This window comes from Streptomyces sp. SID3212 (assembly GCF_009865405.1).
Classification (GTDB): domain Bacteria; phylum Actinomycetota; class Actinomycetes; order Streptomycetales; family Streptomycetaceae; genus Streptomyces.
On the sequence record NZ_WWJY01000175.1, the window covers coordinates 1 to 16,364 of the forward strand.

18 protein-coding genes and 1 riboswitch are annotated in these 16,364 nt (G+C 71.4%); of the genes, 4 read left to right on the forward strand and 14 right to left on the reverse strand.

The window, feature by feature from the left end:
- Positions 1 to 373, forward strand: a 373-nt coding sequence (locus tag GT042_RS05100; RefSeq protein ID WP_161307494.1) for a type II toxin-antitoxin system PemK/MazF family toxin, incomplete at its 5' end; no start/stop codon positions are given.
- A 147-nt stretch (positions 374 to 520) separates the two neighbouring features.
- On the opposite strand, the gene GT042_RS05105 is transcribed toward GT042_RS05100, so the two are convergent.
- The 10 genes from GT042_RS05105 to clpS all read right to left on the reverse strand — a co-directional run bounded on the left by GT042_RS05105 (position 521) and on the right by clpS (position 8,149).
- Positions 521 to 1,471 (reverse strand): cysteine synthase, encoded by a 951-nt coding sequence (locus tag GT042_RS05105; protein ID WP_161307495.1) that lies wholly within the window; start codon positions 1,469 to 1,471, stop codon positions 521 to 523.
- A complete protein-coding gene (locus tag GT042_RS05110) occupies positions 1,471 to 1,773 on the reverse strand; it encodes a MoaD/ThiS family protein (protein ID WP_161307496.1) in 303 nt (100 codons plus the stop codon). Before GT042_RS05110 ends, GT042_RS05105 begins: the two co-directional genes overlap by 1 nt.
- Before the next feature lie 194 nt (positions 1,774 to 1,967).
- Positions 1,968 to 2,096 (reverse strand): putative leader peptide, encoded by a 129-nt coding sequence (locus GT042_RS39815; RefSeq protein ID WP_272925675.1) that lies wholly within the window; start codon positions 2,094 to 2,096, stop codon positions 1,968 to 1,970.
- A gap of 69 nt (positions 2,097 to 2,165) precedes the next feature.
- Positions 2,166 to 2,942, reverse strand: coding sequence for an ABC transporter ATP-binding protein (locus GT042_RS05115; RefSeq protein WP_161307497.1), 777 nt, complete (start codon positions 2,940 to 2,942; stop codon positions 2,166 to 2,168).
- 22 nt (positions 2,943 to 2,964) lie between these two features.
- Positions 2,965 to 4,008 carry an iron ABC transporter permease gene (locus GT042_RS05120; RefSeq protein ID WP_161307498.1) on the reverse strand — a complete coding sequence of 348 codons (1,044 nt, stop codon included), beginning with the start codon at positions 4,006 to 4,008 and terminating at the stop codon, positions 2,965 to 2,967.
- A 6-nt stretch (positions 4,009 to 4,014) separates the two neighbouring features.
- Positions 4,015 to 5,025, reverse strand: coding sequence for an ABC transporter substrate-binding protein (locus GT042_RS05125; RefSeq protein ID WP_161307499.1), 1,011 nt, complete (start codon positions 5,023 to 5,025; stop codon positions 4,015 to 4,017).
- Positions 5,026 to 5,085: 60 nt separating this feature from the next.
- A riboswitch (cobalamin riboswitch) is annotated at positions 5,086 to 5,172 on the reverse strand.
- A gap of 34 nt (positions 5,173 to 5,206) precedes the next feature.
- On the reverse strand, positions 5,207 to 5,641 hold the full coding sequence (locus tag GT042_RS05130) for a M67 family metallopeptidase (protein ID WP_161307500.1): 435 nt from the start codon (positions 5,639 to 5,641) through the stop codon (positions 5,207 to 5,209).
- A 74-nt stretch (positions 5,642 to 5,715) separates the two neighbouring features.
- Positions 5,716 to 7,056 carry an amino acid permease gene (locus tag GT042_RS05135; protein ID WP_237530484.1) on the reverse strand — a complete coding sequence of 447 codons (1,341 nt, stop codon included), beginning with the start codon at positions 7,054 to 7,056 and terminating at the stop codon, positions 5,716 to 5,718.
- A 209-nt stretch (positions 7,057 to 7,265) separates the two neighbouring features.
- On the reverse strand, positions 7,266 to 7,844 hold the full coding sequence (locus GT042_RS05140; RefSeq protein WP_161307502.1) for a DUF2017 domain-containing protein: 579 nt from the start codon (positions 7,842 to 7,844) through the stop codon (positions 7,266 to 7,268).
- A complete protein-coding gene (gene clpS / locus GT042_RS05145) occupies positions 7,844 to 8,149 on the reverse strand; it encodes an ATP-dependent Clp protease adapter ClpS (protein WP_161307503.1) in 306 nt (101 codons plus the stop codon). Before clpS ends, GT042_RS05140 begins: the two co-directional genes overlap by 1 nt.
- 167 nt (positions 8,150 to 8,316) lie before the next feature.
- On the opposite strand from clpS, the gene GT042_RS05150 reads away from it, so the two are divergent.
- Both GT042_RS05150 and GT042_RS05155 read left to right on the forward strand, forming a co-directional pair.
- Positions 8,317 to 9,645 carry a nicotinate phosphoribosyltransferase gene (locus tag GT042_RS05150; protein ID WP_161307504.1) on the forward strand — a complete coding sequence of 443 codons (1,329 nt, stop codon included), beginning with the start codon at positions 8,317 to 8,319 and terminating at the stop codon, positions 9,643 to 9,645.
- Between the two features lie 72 nt (positions 9,646 to 9,717).
- Complete coding sequence (locus GT042_RS05155; protein ID WP_161307505.1) at positions 9,718 to 10,314, forward strand: nicotinamidase; 597 nt, start codon at positions 9,718 to 9,720, stop codon at positions 10,312 to 10,314.
- Positions 10,315 to 10,476: 162 nt separating this feature from the next.
- Here the strand turns inward: GT042_RS05155 and GT042_RS05160 are convergent, their stop codons facing one another.
- Together GT042_RS05160 and GT042_RS05165 are read right to left on the reverse strand one after the other, a co-directional pair.
- The gene (locus GT042_RS05160) at positions 10,477 to 10,797 is read right to left on the reverse strand and encodes a hypothetical protein (RefSeq protein WP_161307506.1); all 321 of its coding nucleotides are present in this window, start codon (positions 10,795 to 10,797) and stop codon (positions 10,477 to 10,479) included.
- Positions 10,798 to 10,942: 145 nt separating this feature from the next.
- Entirely contained in the window at positions 10,943 to 13,354 is a 2,412-nt protein-coding gene (locus tag GT042_RS05165; RefSeq protein WP_161307507.1) for an immune inhibitor A domain-containing protein, read from the reverse strand.
- Positions 13,355 to 13,845: 491 nt separating this feature from the next.
- On the opposite strand from GT042_RS05165, the gene GT042_RS05170 reads away from it, so the two are divergent.
- Positions 13,846 to 14,151: a hypothetical protein gene (locus GT042_RS05170; RefSeq protein ID WP_161307508.1), complete on the forward strand. Its 306-nt coding sequence runs from the start codon at positions 13,846 to 13,848 to the stop codon at positions 14,149 to 14,151.
- Here the strand turns inward: GT042_RS05170 and GT042_RS05175 are convergent.
- Both GT042_RS05175 and GT042_RS05180 read right to left on the reverse strand, forming a co-directional pair.
- Complete coding sequence (locus GT042_RS05175) at positions 14,137 to 15,000, reverse strand: RDD family protein (RefSeq protein ID WP_161307509.1); 864 nt, start codon at positions 14,998 to 15,000, stop codon at positions 14,137 to 14,139. The two genes, GT042_RS05170 and GT042_RS05175, sit on opposite strands and share 15 nt — an antisense overlap.
- Positions 15,001 to 15,154: 154 nt before the next feature.
- Positions 15,155 to 16,364 (reverse strand): RDD family protein (locus GT042_RS05180; protein WP_161307510.1); only part of this gene is annotated, 1,210 nt, incomplete at its 5' end.

Genomic DNA, 16,364 nt, shown 5'->3' on the forward strand with positions numbered 1-16,364 from the left:
CGGGCGCGGGCCCGGTGGCAGGACCAGGCCGCCGGGGCGGCCGGCCCGTGCGCCGAAGCGGACGGGGCGGCCCGTCCCGGGGGAGATCTGGTGGGCGAACGTGCCGTTCGAGGACGGCCCCGGGTCGAAGGACCGGCCGTGTCTGGTCCTGTCGGTCCGGGGGAACAGCGCGCGGGTCGTGAAGATCACGACGAAGCAGCACGACGGCCCGGGGGTCATCCTGCTGCCGCCGGACACGGTGGGCGACGCGCAGGGCCGCCGGAGCTACCTGGAGACGGGTGAGCTGAGGAGCGTACGGCTCAAGGACTTCCGGCGGCGGGCGTCGCGGGTGGATCCGGCGTTGTGGGAGCGGGTGCGGGACCTGGCGGGGTGACGGGGGCGGGGTCGTGTGCGGCAGTGGGGCGGGTGTGGGGCACACGGCCTTCGGCCGCCGGGTGTCCTCAATCGCCGGACGGGCTGGATGGGTACCGGAACGGGCTTGACGGTGAGGGGTGCCGGGACGGGCTCGACGTGTTCCCGCTCACGCCCACAGTTGGCCGTGCAGCGTTTCGATCGCCTCTTCCGTCGTGGCCGCCGTGTACACGCCCGTCGACAGGTACTTCCAGCCGCCGTCCGCCACGACGAACACGATGTCCGCGCTCTCGCCCGCCTTGACCGCCTTCTTGCCGACGCCGATCGCCGCGTGGAGCGCGGCGCCGGTGGAGACGCCGGCGAAGATGCCTTCCTGCTGGAGGAGTTCACGGGTACGGGTCACCGCGTCGGCCGAGCCGACGGAGAAGCGGGTGGTGAGGACCGACGCGTCGTACAGCTCCGGTACGAAGCCCTCGTCCAGGTTCCGCAGCCCGTACACGACGTCGTCGTAGCGGGGCTCCGCCGCGACGATCTTGACGTCGGGCTTGTGCTCGCGCAGGAACCGGCCGACGCCCATGAGCGTGCCCGTCGTGCCGAGGCCGGCCACGAAGTGGGTGACGGACGGCAGGTCGGCGAGGATCTCGGGGCCGGTGGTGGCGTAGTGGGCGCCCGCGTTGTCGGGGTTGCCGTACTGGTAGAGCATCACCCAGTCGGGGTTCTTCTCCGCCAGCTCCTTCGCGACCTTCACGGCCGTGTTGGAGCCGCCCGCCGCCGGGGACGGGATGATCTCCGCGCCCCACATGGTGAGCAGGTCGCGCCGCTCCCGTGAGGTGTTCTCCGGCATGACGCAGACGATGCGGTAGCCCTTGAGCTTGGCCGCCATCGCGAGCGAGATGCCGGTGTTGCCGCTGGTGGGTTCCAGGATCGTGCAGCCCGGGGTGAGCCGCCCGTCCTTCTCGGCCTGCTCGACCATGTGCAGGGCGGGCCGGTCCTTGACGGAGCCGGTCGGGTTGCGGTCCTCCAGCTTGGCCCAGATCCGGACGTCGTCCGAGGGCGAGAGCCGGGGAAGCCGTACCAGAGGGGTGTTGCCGACCGCCGCCAGCGGGGATTCGTAGCGCATCAGGCCGTGTGCGTCTCGGGAGCGCCGCCGGCGACCGCCGGGAGGATGGTGACGCTGTCGCCGTCGGAGAGGGCCGTGGAGATGCCGTCCAGGAAGCGGACGTCCTCGTCGTTCAGGTAGACGTTGACGAAGCGGCGCAGCTGGTTGCCGGCGGCCGGGTCGATGAGGCGCTCGCGGATGCCGGCGTGGCGGGTGTCGAGGTCGGCGAACAGGTCCGAGAGGGTGTCGCCGGTGCCCTGGACGGCCTTCGCTCCGTCGGTGTAGGTGCGGAGGATGGTCGGGATGCGGACCTCGATGGCCATGACGTGGGCTCCTTGTCGGTACGGCGGGGCGGGAAGAACGGGCCGGGCGGGAGAAGTATGGGCGCGCGGCTCGCGCCCCCGCGCGGAGGGGGTGGTGCGGAGGTGCGGGTGCGGACGGCGTACGGGCCTGGCGGAGGCTCTCGTTCCCGGTCGGGGCGGCCGGTAGGACCGCGTGACCGGCGCGCGTCTCGGGCTCAGCCGACCGCGTCAGGACACGCGCCGGGACAGATGGCGCTGGCGAGGCGGCACAGGTCGACGTGCAGCCGCGCCACGAGGAGCAGCGGGGTGCTCGGCGTCTTGTCGCTCACGTCGGGAAGAACCATGCGGTCATCGTATCGATTCCCGCTTCGCATCCCGATAGGCCGTCTCGTCCGGCGGACGAATGGTGTTCGTCAGGTGGACGGCGGCAGGTAGACCACGAAGGGTCTGCCGGTCACCGGGTGCTCGCTGACCTCGGCCTTCACTCCGTAGACCGTGTCGAGGAGTGCGGGGGTGAGGACGTCGTGCGGGGTGCCGGAGGCGACGATCCTGCCCGCCCGGAGGACGTAGATCCGGTCGCAGTAGTGGGCGGCGAGGTTGAGATCGTGGAGGGCGAGGAGGCTGGTGGTCGCCGACCGCTCGATCAGGGTGAGGATGCCGAGCTGGTGGCTGATGTCGAGGTGGTTGGTCGGCTCGTCCAGGACGAGCAGCGCGGGCCGCTGGACCAGGGCGCGGGCGACGAGGGCGCGCTGGCGTTCGCCGCCGGACAGGGTGGGGAAGGCGCGCGGGGCGAGGCCGGCGATCCCGACCTGGGCGAGGGCCTCGTCGGCGAGGGTGGTGTCGGCGGCGGTGTCGGCCTCCCAGAAGCGTTTGTGCGGGGAGCGGCCCATGGCGACGACCTCCCTGACGGTGAGTTCGAACTCGGTGCCGCCGTCCTGCGGGACGGTGGCGACGCGGCGGGCCCGTTCCTTGGGGGTCATCGTGTGGAGGTCGCGCCCGTCGAGCAGGGCGCGTCCGTGGGTGGGGCGCAGGGTCCCGTACACACACCGCAGCAGGGTGGTCTTGCCGCTGCCGTTGGGGCCGACGAGTCCGACGGTCTCGCCGGGGGCGGTGGTGAGGTCGGCGCGGTCGACGAGGAGGCGTCCGCCCGTTTCGTACGAGAGTCCTTCGAGGGACAGCGAGGCGGTCATACGGGTCCTCCTTCCTGGCTCGTCATACGGGGGCTCCTTCGGGGCGGCGGCGCATCAGCCAGAGGAAGAAGGGCCCGCCGGTGAGCGCGGTGAGCACGCCGACGGGGATGTCCTGGGGGGCGGCCACGGTACGGGCCGCGAGGTCGGCGGCGACGAGGACGACGGCCCCGCCGAGCGCGGCGACGGGCAGCAGGACCCGGTGGGTGGCGCCGACGACCATACGGGCGGCGTGCGGGACGAGCAGTCCGACGAATCCGACGGCGCCGCTGGCGGCGACCATGACGCCGGTGACCAGGGAGGCGAGGACGAAGACGGCGGCGCGGAAGCGTGCGGTGTCCAGGCCGAGGGCGGTGGCGCCTTCCTCGCCGAGGAGGAGCAGGTCGAGCGGGCGGGCGAGGGCCATGAGGACGGCGGTGCCGAGGGTGAGGACGGCGCCGGGGAGCAGGAGGGTGGACCAGCGGGCGCTGCCGAGGCCGCCCATCGACCAGTAGAGGGCTTCCTGGAAGTGCTCGGGGCGGGCGGAGACGACGAGGACGAGGGTGGTGAGGGCGGTGAGGATGTACGAGACGGTGACGCCGGCGAGGACGAGCCGGCCGCCGGTCAGTTCGCCGCCGCGCCGGGCGAGTCCGTAGACGAGGACGAGGGCGACGAGGCTGCCGGCGAAGGCGGCGGCGGGCATGGCGACGGTGGTGGTGACGCCGCCGCCGATGCCGAGGACGAGGACCAGGACGGCGCCGGTGGACGCTCCGGAGGAGATGCCGAGGAGGAAGGGGTCGGCGAGCCGGTTGCGTACGAGGGCCTGGAGGACGGTCCCGACGACGGCTAGTCCGGCGCCGACGACCGCGCCGAGGAGGACGCGCGGGAGCCGTACGTCGAGCACGATCGTACGGAAGGGGCCGGGGTCGGCCCGCCCGGTCAGGGCGGCGACGACCTGGCCGGGCGGGATGCGGACGGAGCCGAGGGCGAGGGCCGCGACGACGGCGGTGGCGAGTGCGGCGGCGAGGCCGGTCAGCACGAGGGTGTGGCGTATCCGCCCGGGGGCGGGCGGGGAGGGGGTGGCGCTCACCGGGTCTTACTTCACGGTCTCGGGGTGGAGTTGCGCGGCGAGTTCCGCGATGGCGCCGGGGGCGCGGACGCCGAGGACGACCTCGGAGAGGGGCATGACGGCGAATCGTTTGTTCTTGATCGCCGGGACGTCCTGGAGGACGGGGTCGTCCAGGAGGCGCTTCTCCTTCTGGGCGACGGTGGTGGAGCCGTAGTCGTAGATGACGACGCTCTCGGGCCTGCGGGCGACGACCTGTTCCCAGGTGGCGTCGCCGAAGGACTTGTCGAGGTCGGCGAAGACGTTGCGGCCGCCGGCGCGGGTGATCAGTTCGTTGCCGATGCCCTTGCCGCCGGCGGTGAAGGCGGCCTTGTCGCCGCTGTCGTAGACGAAGACGGAGAGTGGTTTGACCTTCTTGAGCTTCTCGGCGGTGCCGGCGACGGTGGCGCGGGCGTCGGCGATCCACTTCTCGGCGCGGTCGGGGACGCCGAAGGTGCGGCCGACTTCCCGTACTTCCTGGTAGACGTCGTCCAGGGTGGTCTTGCCCTGGGTGCAGTTCTCCAGGTTGAGCCGGGTGTTCACGCCGGAGTTCCGGAGCGCGTCGCGGGCGCGGCCGTCCCCGGCGTCGAAGGCGCTGGAGTAGCCGCCGTAGACGAAGTCGGGGTTGGCGGCGAGGAGTTTCTCCTTGGAGGGGTACTCCTTGGCGAGGACCGGGACGTCCGCGTAGGCCTCGGCGTAGGCCGGGAGGATCTTGTCGTCCAGGTAGGCGGTGCCGACCAGGGACTTCTGGAGGCCGAGGGCCAGCATGACCTCGGTGGCGTGCTGGTTCATGGTGACCACCCGCTTCGGCGGGGCCTGGTAGGTGGTGGTCACACCGCAGTTGGTGACGGTGTACGGGAAGCCCCGGGGGGCGTCGGCGGCGGGTTTCGCGCCGGTCGCGTCCTTGCCGTCCGTGCTGTCGCCGCAGGCGGCGAGCGGGAGCAGAACGGCGGACAGGGCGACGGCTATGAGCGCGCGGCGGCGCCGGGGAACGACATGCACGGCTGGGCCTCCTCCAGGGGATTTCCGCGTCCCCTGGTTGGTGGAAGAAGGGCGGCAGGTCAGTTCCTGGCTGCCGGGCCGTCCAGGGTCTGTCCTGGGGGCCCGGTCACAGTGGCGGGACCGCGCCGGATTCGCACCGGCTTCCTGGGTTCCTGCCGCCTCGGGTTCGCCGGTCAGTCTCTCAGACGCCCTCCGGCGCCTCGGCGACGACCTCGACGTCCTCCTCCGTGACCTGGCCGTCGACGATGCGGTACGAGCGGAACTGGAAGGGGCCCAGGCCGTCGCTGTCGGCGGTGGAGACCAGCACGTAGTGGGCTCCGGGCTCGTTCGCGTACGTGATGTCGGTACGGGACGGGTAGGCCTCGGTCGCCGTGTGGGAGTGGTAGACGATCACCGGCTCCTCGTCGCGGTCGTCCATGTCCCGGTAGAGCTTGAGCAGGTCGGCCGAGTCGAACTCGTAGAACGTGGGCGAGCGCGCGGCGTTGAGCATGGGGATGAAGCGCTCGGGGAGTCCGGTGCCGGCCGGGCCCGCGACCACGCCGCAGGCCTCGTCGGGGTGGTCGCGTCGGGCGTGCGCGACGATCTGGTCGTGCAGGGCCTGGCTGATGGTGAGCATGCTGGAAATATAAACGGACCCGGCCCCGCGGAGGGCGGGGCCGGGCCGCGGCGCCGGCCCCGTACAGGAGCCGGTCACTCCGCCGCGGAGGCGTACCCGGGCCCCTCGCTGCCGGCCGTACGGCGCTGGAGGAGCCGCCAGCCCACCACGAGACCGACCGCCCAGACCGCGCCGACGTACAGGGAGACCCGCGCGTCCTTGTCGTACGCGATCAGGCAGGTGACGAGCGCCAGGAAGGCGACCGCGACCCAGCTGAACACCGCCCCGCCGGGGGCCGGGAACGGGGACGCCGGCAGGCGGCCCGCGTCGACGGCGCGGCGGTAGCGGATGTGGCTGACCAGGATCATCAGCCACGTCCAGACCCCGGCGGCGGTCGCCACGGAGGTGACGTATCCGAACGCCTTCTCCGGGACGATGTAGTTGAGGATCACGCCGATGCCCATCAGGGCGGCGGAGACGGTGATGCCCAGTGCCGGGGTCCTGCGGGAGTTGAGCCTGCCGAACGCCCTGGGCGCCTCGCTGTTGGCGGCGAGGCCGCGCAGCATCCGGCCGGTGGAGTACATGCCGGAGTTGCAGGAGGAGAGCGCGGCGGTGAGGACCACGAAGTTGACGATGCCCGCGGCGAGCGGGATGCCCATCTTCTCGAAGGCGTACACGAACGGGCTGGTGCCGGCCGAGAATTCGGTCCATTCGACGACGGCGAGGATGACGGAGAGCGCACCGACGTAGAACACGATGATGCGCCAGGGCAGGGTGTTGATCGCCTTGGGGAGGGTCTTCCCGGGATTCTGCGACTCGCCCGCGGTGACGCCGACGAGTTCGACGGCGAGGTAGGCGAACATCACGCCCTGGAGGGTCATCAGGCTGGAGCCGATGCCGTTCGGGAAAACGCCGTCGTGCGCCCAGAGGTTGGAGGCCCGCGCGGTGTCACCGGCCTCGGAGAAGCCGAGGGTGAGGACGCCGAGGCCGATCACGATCATGCCGATGATGGCGGTGACCTTGATCATCGAGAACCAGAACTCGACCTCGCCGAAGATCTTCACCGAGATCAGGTTCACCCCGAAGAGGACCACGAGGAACACCAGCGCGCTGACCCACTGCGGGATCGCGGGGAACCAGAAGTGGATGTAGATGGCCGCGGCGGTCAGCTCGGCCATGCCGGTGACCACCCACATCAGCCAGTACGTCCACCCCGTCGCGAACCCGGAGAACGGGCCGAGGAACTCCCGGGCGTACTCCGCGAAGGAGCCCGACACGGGGCGGTAGAGCAGCAGTTCGCCGAGGGCCCGCATGATGAAGAAGATGACGACGCCGGCGAGGGCGTACATGAGGATGATGCTGGGCCCCGCCTTGGCGATGTTCGCTCCGGCGCCCATGAAGAGGCCGACGCCGATCGCCCCGCCGATCGCGATCATCTGGACCTGCCGGCTGCCCAGTCCGCGCTCGTAGCCCTCTTCGCCGGTGTGGTCCTCACCGGTACGGGGAGCGGCTCCGCCGCCGTCGTCCTGCCCCTGGTCGACCTGCGCAGAGGTCATGGTGATGCGCCCTTTCTGCCTGCCGGCCCGCGCCGTCGTCGGCAGCGGGCCGGTTCGATCCCCCCGGATACGCCCCCCGGATACGGCCGTCAGGCCGACAGCGTCTCGATGAGGCTCTCCTGGAGCGCGCCGAGCCAGAGGTACGCCATCACCATCGGCTTGCGCGGATCGGTGTCGGGCAGCCGGTACAGCTCGGCTCCCTCGTCCTCGTCGGTGACCTCCAGGCGGGTACCTATGGTCAGCCGGAGGTCGTTGAGGGCGCCCAGCCAGTGCAGGCACTCCTCACCGCTCAGCTTGAGGACGGCGCCGGCCTCGCCCGTGGGGCCCAGCGCGTCGAGCGAGCGGACGACGGCGATGCCGTCGGCGCGCTTGCGGTCGCGCAGGTCGTTCTCCGTGAAGCGCCGGAACTCCGAGGAGAACTCCTTCAGTTCGTCGTCGCCGTCGCCGTACGCGTCCGGGAAGAGCCGGGCCAGCGCGGGGTCCTCGGGCGGTTCGCTGGGGCCGACCGCGAAGAGCGCGGCGAGCGGGTCCTCGCCCTGGGCGGGCTCGTCGCCGGGGCCGATCAGCTCCAGCAGCTGCATGGCCAGGGAGCGCAGGATCCAGATCTCCACCTCGTCGAGCGCGACGGCCGCGCCGCCGCCCGGGGTGGCCTCGAAGTGCCCGGCCATCAGTCGCGGTCCTGGGTCAGGGTCGCCCAGAGGCCGTATCCGTGCATCGCCTGCACGTCGCGTTCCATCTCCTCGCGGCTGCCGCTGGAGACGACCGCGCGGCCCTTGTGGTGGACGTCGAGCATCAGTTTGTGTGCCTTGTCCTTGGAGTAGCCGAAATACGCCTGGAAGACGTACGCCACATAACTCATGAGGTTGACCGGGTCGTTGTGGACGATCGTCAGCCAGGGCACGTCGGGTTCGGGGACGACGAACGTCTCCTCGGCCGATTCGGGGCGTTCGATCTCTGTCGGAGCGACACTCACGGTTCGGGACGACCTTCTTCTCTGCCGGTTGCAGCCCGGGATTCAGCCCTGCACGACCCATGCTGCCACCCAGGGGGGCCGGTCGCACAAACGACTCCGGCGGTGACGCGGGAGGCGGCGGAAAAGAAATCGTCACTCTGACGAGTATTGGGGGTAGCATCGTCCGTATGAACACTGCGGACCTTGGGCTGCCGGTGGACGTGCCGTCGACCGCGCTCTTCACCGACCAGTACGAGCTGACCATGCTCCGAGCCGCTCTCCGGGCCGGCACGGCCGACCGCCGCTCGGTCTTCGAGGTCTTCACCCGGCGGCTGCCCGAGGGGCGCCGGTACGGGGTCGTCGCGGGCACCGGGCGCGTCCTGGACGCCGTGGAGAACTTCCGCTTCGACGCGGACGTCCTGCGTTTCCTGCGGGAGCGGGAGATCGTCGACGAGGAGACGCTGGCCTGGCTGGCCTCGTACCGCTTCGGCGGGGACATCTGGGGCTACCCGGAGGGCGAGACGTACTTCCCGGGCTCGCCGATCCTGCGCGTGGAGGGCTCCTTCGCCGAGTGCGTGCTGCTGGAGACCGTGATCCTGTCGATCCTCAACCACGACTCGGCGATCGCCGCGGCGGCCTCCCGGATGTCGGCGGCGGCCGGGGGGCGGCGGCTGATCGAGATGGGCGCGCGGCGCACGCACGAACTGTCGGCGGTGGCGGCGGCGCGCGCCGCGTACGTCGGCGGGTTCGACACCACGTCGGACCTCGCGGCCGGGTTCCGGTACGGCATTCCGACCGTGGGCACGAGCGCGCACGCCTTCACGCTGCTCCACGACACCGAGCGCGACGCGTTCCGGGCGCAGGTCGACTCGCTCGGGCGAGGCACGACGCTGCTGGTGGACACGTACGACGTGGCGGAGGCCGTGCGTACCGCGGTGGAGATCGCCGGGCCCGAACTGGGCGCCGTCCGCATCGACTCGGGCGACCTGCTGCTGGTCGCGCACCGGGTACGGCAGCAGCTGGACGAGCTGGGCGCGGTGAACACCCGGATCGTGGTCACCTCCGACCTGGACGAGTACGCGATCGCCTCGCTGGCGGCGGCCCCGGTGGACGCGTACGGCGTCGGCACCCAGCTGGTCACCGGCAGCGGGCACCCCACCTGCTCGATGGTCTACAAGATCGTGGCACGCGCGGAGTCCGCGGACCCGGCGGCGGAGCTCGTACCGGTGGCGAAGAAGTCGCTCGGCGGGAAGACGTCCATCGGCGGCCGCAAGTGGGCCGCGCGGCGGCGGGACGCGGAGGGCCGCGCCGAGGCGGAGGTGCTCGGCACCGGGGCCGTACCGCCCGAGCTGCTCGACGACCAGCTGCTGGTGCGGCTGGTCAAGGGCGGCAGGGTGGTGGCCCGCGAGCCGCTGGACGCGGCGCGGGACCGGCACATCGCGGCGCGGGCGGGGCTGCCGATGTCGGCGATCCAGCTCTCGCGCGGGGAGCCGGTGATTCCGACCGTTTACGTCTGACCGATGACCGTCCCCTCCCCCTAGGCTCACAACCGCCCCGAAGCCGTCCGCTCCCACCGAAGGAAACCCGCCATGCACCGCGCCTTGATCGTCGTCGACGTTCAGAACGACTTCTGCGAGGGCGGGAGCCTCGCGGTGGAGGGGGGCGCCGACGTGGCCGCCGCCATCACCGACCTCATCGGCGAGGCGACCGCCGTGTACCGCCACGTGGTGGCGACCCGCGACCACCACATCGACCCGGGCAGCCACTTCGCCAAGGCGCCGGCCGTCCCGGACTACGAGACGACCTGGCCGGCGCACTGCGTGGCCGGAACGGAGGGGGTGGGCTTCCACCCGAACTTCGCCCCGGCGGTGGCGTCCGGCGCGATCGACGCGGTCTTCGACAAGGGCGCGTACACGGGGGCGTACAGCGGCTTCGAGGGCACGGACGAGAACGGCACCGGCCTGGCGGACTGGCTCCGCGAGCGCGAAGTGACCGAGGTCGACGTGGTCGGCATCGCCACGGACCACTGCGTACGCGCGACGGCCCTGGACGCGACAAGTGAGGGATTCGTCACCCACGTACTCCTGGACCTGACGGCAGGCGTGTCCCGAGAAACGACGGACCGCGCCCTGGACGAGATGCGCACAGCAGGAGTGACCCTCACCGGCAAGCCGGTGGTGGCCTGATCCACCCGTCCCACGTGAGGGGGGTGGGGCCTCCGGAGGCCCCACCCCCCGGCACCACGACAAATCAAGCCCGTCCGGCGCTTGAGGACACCTACGGCCGGAGGCCGTGCCCACCCCACCGGCAGGGGCCACAGAACCGCCCACACACGGCCGCAAGCGGCCCTACGCCGCCCGCCCCACCGGCCCCCTCAGCAACGCCCCTATGGGCTGCCACAGCTCCTCCACGCACTCCGGAGTCGTCCGCCACAGCAGCCCGTCAGGGTGATGCAGCACCGCCGTGATCTCGTCCAGCGTCGGCGGCTCCGCGTTCCCCCGCAGGTACACCGCCCGGAGCCCCAGATTCCGCAGCCTGGTCAGGGCGCGGGCGCGGTTTCCCGCGTGGACCAGGACGCGGACCGTGCCGCCCTCGGTCGTCGGGCTGGGCAGGGTCAGTGCCACCACCACCGTGCCGTTCGGGAGTCTGCTGAAGCCTCCGCCTGCCATGGTCTTCCTCTCCCCCGTGTGCCGGTCGAGCGTCGTCATGAGACGTCTTGTCAATAAGACGCCCGTAGGACGCACCTAAACACGATCGGCCGCCGCCCGCTAGAGGGCGACGGCCGATCATGGTTTGACCTGCGGTTACTTCCGGTTACCGACCGGAGGGACCCACGTGGACCGTGAGCGTCTGGCCGTCCAGCGGCTGACCGACGATCGTGATCTTCGTGTTCGTGTCAGGAACCTGCACACTTCCCTGCGGGTTCGCCGGGTCGTAGTAGGTGCCCTTGCGGTCGTCGAAGACCGGCGAGCCCAGCTTCGGCTTGATCTTGGCCGCGACGTTCGCCTTGTGCAGCGTCAGACCCTGCGTCGGCCACCAGCTGAACGTGGAGTCGTAGGCCTGGATGCGGTTGCGCATCAGCGACCCGTCGGCCCACTTCTCGGCCTTCGCGTGCGCGTCGATCGGCAGGACAAGACCCTCGCCCGCGTGCTGGCTGGTGTTGTTGTCCTTCTGCGAGGTGTCCCACAGCCAGATCAGCAGACCTGTCTGGTACGGGAAGTGCTCCACCTTGCTGTCGTTCGGCGCCGCGAACCCGAAGTTGTACGGACCGACCTTGAGGGTCTCGTCGTACGACACGTACTGGCGGTTCTCGGCGATGTAGTACTGCGGGTAGTCCTGGGTGAAGGACTCACCGATGCGCGAGAAGCCCTTCGCGGTCCAGCCCGCGTCGTCGCCCTCGGCGTTGTCCGTGAAGAGCGGGGCACCGTCGGCGACCACGCTGATCGCGTCGGCCGCGAAGCCCTTGCCGCCCGCGCCGCCGTCCGTCTGGTAGCGGAAGCGGACGTCGACCTTCTTGCCCGCGTAGGCGTTCAGGTCGTAGACGAGCTTCTTGTACGCGCCCGAACCACCGGTCAGCGCCGGCTTGTCGGCCGAGTCACGGGTGATGGGCAGACCGTCCGCGGTGCCCTCGGCCGGCGTCCAGTTGGTGCCGTCCGTGGAGACCTCGGCGTACAGGTAGTCGTAGTCGGCCTCGATGTCCCACCAGCCCTGGAGCTCCAGGGACGCCGTGGACTTGCCCGTCAGGTCGACCGAGCGGGTGAGGGTGTTCTTGAGGTCGTCACCCATGTCGCTCCACCACTGCTTGGAGCCCTCGGCGGGCTTCACGACCGTGGTGGTCTCTTCCTTGGGCGGCAGGTCCACGATCAGCGCCTGCGGGTTCTTGGTGTTGTACTCCGAGACACCCAGCTTGACGGTCGAGTTCGTGGCGGCCTTGGCCTTGGCGTAGCTGAGCCAGCCGAGCTGGAGCTTGTCCCAGGCCGTCATGTCGCCCGGCCGGTCGCCGATGGCGTCCTTGCCGTTGCCCAGCCAGGAGCCCGACGACATCAGGGTCCAGAAGGCGGTGGAGTTGTCGCCGCCCGCGGTGTCGTACAGGTCGGGCAGGCCCAGGTCGTGGCCGTACTCGTGCGCGAAGACGCCGAGGCCGCCGTTCTCCGGCTGCATCGTGTAGTCGCCGACCCAGATGCCGGTGTCGCCGATCTGCGTACCACCGGACTTGTTCTCCGCCGGGCCGGTGCGACCCGCGTCGGTGCCGTACGCGTACCAGCGGTGCGCCCACAGGGCGTTGGCGCCCTCGGCGCCGCCGCCGGCCGACTCGTCCTCGCCCGCGTGGACGATCTGGAAGTGGTCGATGTAACCGTCGGGCTCGTTGAAGTTGCCGTCGCCGTCGAAGTCGTAACGGTCCCACTGGTCGTAGCCGGCGAGGTCCGTCTTGATCTGGGCGTCCGTCCGGCCCTTGGCCTTCTGGTCGGCGGCCCACGCGGTGACGCCGTCCTTGACCGCGTCCCAGACGTTGGCGCAGTTGGAGCTGCCGCAGTAGTTCGAGCCGTAACGGGCCTCGTTGTACGGGACCTTGACCCAGTCGGAGACCTCGCCGTCGACCGAGTAACGCCCGGAGGACGTCTTCTCGTAGTAGGTCTTCAGCGATTCCTTCGGCTTGCCCTTGCGGTCCTTGCCCTCACCGAAGTAGAGGTCCTGGAAGTGCTGCTGGTTGTAGTCGGCCTGCCAGGCGGTGGAGTTGTCCACCTTCCGGTCGGGCTCGGCTATCTCGTTGTGCTGCGGCCCGGGCGTGCCGCCGTACTTGACGACCGGCGGCTTGGGGCCGGCCGCGCCGTCCGGGTCGTACTGCGAGGTGGTGTCCACCTGGTCGCCGAACTCCACCAGCACGGTGAAGATCTTGTCGGTCTTCTCGCGGCCCAGCTCGACGTACTTCTTGTTGCCGAGCTTGACGACCTGCGAGCCGCCGCGCTTCTCGACCTTGGCGTCACCCGCGATGACCTGTTCCATGGCGGCGCTGCGCTCGGCCGCCTGCTGCTTGCTGAACGGGCCGTCGAGGTCGTGGTCGACCTCGGCCTTCTGAGGAGCCGGGTCGCGGCGCTCGATGCCGGCCGAACCGGCTGAGGGGTTGCCCTCGGCCTGTGCCGTGGTGAAGGCAGAAGCGGTGGCGGCGGTCGCGGCGAGTGCCACGATCACCGCGGACACTCTTCTTGCCCGTCGGTTGCTGATCACGTGATGCTGTCCTCCCCGGCGCATGCGGGCGGCGGTCCGGGAGTTGGGGGATCCGCGCGCGTATGCGCGTCATAAGTGGCTGTATTTGATCTGAGTTGAAGGAGAAAAGCCAGACCTTGACTTGAACTGGTCAAGTGCATTATGCGCGGGGGGACCTCCGGTATACGGACGGGGGCGGGGTACGGCCCCGGGCCCGCCGGGGCCCCGGGCTCCGGGCCGCGCCGGGATGCCGGTCCGGCCGGGACATGCGAACAACAGGCGCACCGAATCGCCCACTTGGCGGGGGGCGTGACTCCATGCGCCCCCTGTGCGACGGCACCGTGGGTCATCTCACGCTTACTGTTGGTTCCGCGGGGGCATCCACCGTCGTAGAGTCGGCGAAGACTGCGACTGACAGTGCGATCACCGGTGCGACCACTGCGAGCGGCAGTGCGGCGTACGTGCGAGACACGCGAGACACCACACTGATGCTCCGAGGGACGGATTCCGCCATGCCGCGTCCGACTGCCGCACAGCTCGCCTACGGTTCCGCCACGGTCGTCTGCTCGACCCTCGTCATGCTGCTGCTCTCCGGTACGTCCACGGGCATAGGCGTCGCGGTGATCGGTATAGCGGCTCTCGCGCTGGGGCTGCTCGTCGCCGTGACCGTACCGCTGCCCGGCCGGGCGAAGGCGGCGCGCGCCGCGGGCCGGTCCCGTACGGCCGGCGGTGCCCCGGACGGCGGTGCCGGGGAGGCCCGGGTGCACGCGGGTGCGGGCGCCGAGTCCCGCTCCGGCCGGCATTCACTGCGCCGCTGAGACGACGACGGTCCTGGCGGCCCGGTCGTGCAGGCCCTGTCGGTAGGGCTTGCCCGTCCAGATCGTCAGGATGATGATCGCCCACCAGAGGCAGAAGCAGCAGAGCAGCGCGGGCAGCCAGAGGATGACGGCCCGCAGCAGCGAGGCGTTCGTGTCCGGCACCCCGCCGTCGTTGAGCATCGCGACGCGCAGCCTCAGCCAGCGCTTGCCGAGCGTCTGGCCGTTCCTCTTGGTCAGCAGGGTGTCGTAGGCGATGTAGGCGATGAGCGAGATGAGCGACCAGAGCCACTGCCTGCCGGTGTTCACCTGATCGGTGAAGTCGTTCCATTCGTTGTGCCCGTTCGACGTCGACGTGTCGAAGCCGCCGACGGCGAGCGAGAGGATCGCCACGGGGATGGCGATGACGAGGACGTCGATGATCCGGGCCGTGAGCCGCTTGCCGAAGGGCGCGAGGGGCGCCATGCCCGCGTAGGGGTCCGCGCCGCCGTAGGGACCGCCGCCGCCGAGCGGGTCCCCGCCGTACGGACCGTCTCCGCCGCCCCCGCCCCCGTACCGGCCGCCTCCTGGGGGGCCGCCTCTCCGGCCGCTTCCCGGCGGGCCGCCGAAGGGGTCGGAGCCTTCCGGGGGAGGTGGGGGCGGGACGCCTGCCGCTCCCCCGTACGGAGATCCGTAGGGCGATCCGTACGGGGAGTCCCCGGACGGCCGGTCGCCCTCCTCCGACGGCCCGTCACCCCCCGGCCGTGCGCCCTCCGGTCCCGAGCCCTCCGACGACGGGGACTGCCGCGGCTTCTTGCGGAACGGGTCGTCCTCGGGTGGCTCCTGGTCGGGCGGCGGCCGGTCGTTGCTCATGGGGGCAGTGCACCGCGCCCGCGAAGGCCCCGCAACGGCTTGCCCGCCGTTCGGAGGTACGGCCGACCCGGGAGAGCGGGGCCCAACGGAGCTGACGGAGGGTCGGCCGATCCCCCGTCAGACGGCCCGGCCGCCCCTCACCACCGCCGCGCGGTCAGCCCGCCACGAAGGTGTGCGCGGCCTTGTCGTGCCAGCACTGCCGCCACGGCCGGTCGAACAGGCACCACAGGACGTTGAGCACCCCCACCGCGAGCAGCCCCAGCACCCCGTAGACCAGCCAGCGGCGCAGGGCCGCCCCGAAGGTCGGGGCCTCGTGGGACTCGATGTCCCGCACCTGGAGCCCGCAGAGCTTCTTGCCCAGCGTGCGGCCCCACTTGGCGGTGGGCAGCGCCTCGTACAGGACCCCGACGACCAGCAGCGCGCCGAGCACGGCGCCGAGATACCCGGCCGTCGTCGAGTCGAGCAGCCAGACGGTGACGGTCTCGCCCGTCTGCTTCGCCGCCTCGATCTTCTCGTCCACGTGCGTACGGGCCTTGGCCGCGAGCGGCAGGGCGACGGCCCCGACGATCGCGCCGAGCACGAGCGTGTCGATCAGCCGGGCCACGAGGCGCTTGCCGAGCCCGCCGGGCCTGGCCGCCGCCTGGGCCTGCGCGGCCTGGAGGAACGGGTCGCTGACAGGGGGCTTCCACGGGACGACGGGCTGGTCGCCCGCGGGCTGCGCGAGTTGGTGCACCTGCTGGGCCCAGGAGGCGGAGCCCCCACCGGCGGGGGCCTGGCGGGCCTGCTGCGGTTGCTGGGACGGGCGGGCCTGCTGGGCTTGCTGGGGTGACGGTTGCGGGGGCTGCTTCTGGGACTGCGGGGGTACGGTGCCGGCCCCGGCCGCGCCGGGGGTCATGGAGCGGACCGGCAGGGCGCCGTCGGCCTGGTCCGTACGGCCGGCGGCGGCGTCCTCGTCCTTGGCCCGGCGGGCGGCGCGCAGGGCGCGGATGGCGACCGTGCTGTCGACCGGGGGCTGGTTGGCCGCTCCGGAGGACGGGATCTGGCCGGGGACGGCGGGCCGGTCCGTACCGCCCTCGCCGGTGTCGGCTCCCGTACCGGAACCCATGCCGCCACCCGTACCCGTACCGGCGCCGATGCCCGAACCCGTTCCCGTACCCACGCCCGGTCCCGACGGGACACCGCGGCGCATGGCGCGGATGGCGACCGTGCCGTCCGTGACGGGGGTGCCGTCGTCCGTGCCGGGGCTCGGCGCGCGGACCCCCGGCAGGGCTCCGCCCGTGGGGTCGACGCGCGCGGGGAACGGCGGGATCTCGCGGCGCGGTGGGACCTGCTCGGGGGCCGGGTTCGGGACACGCGGGTCCGGG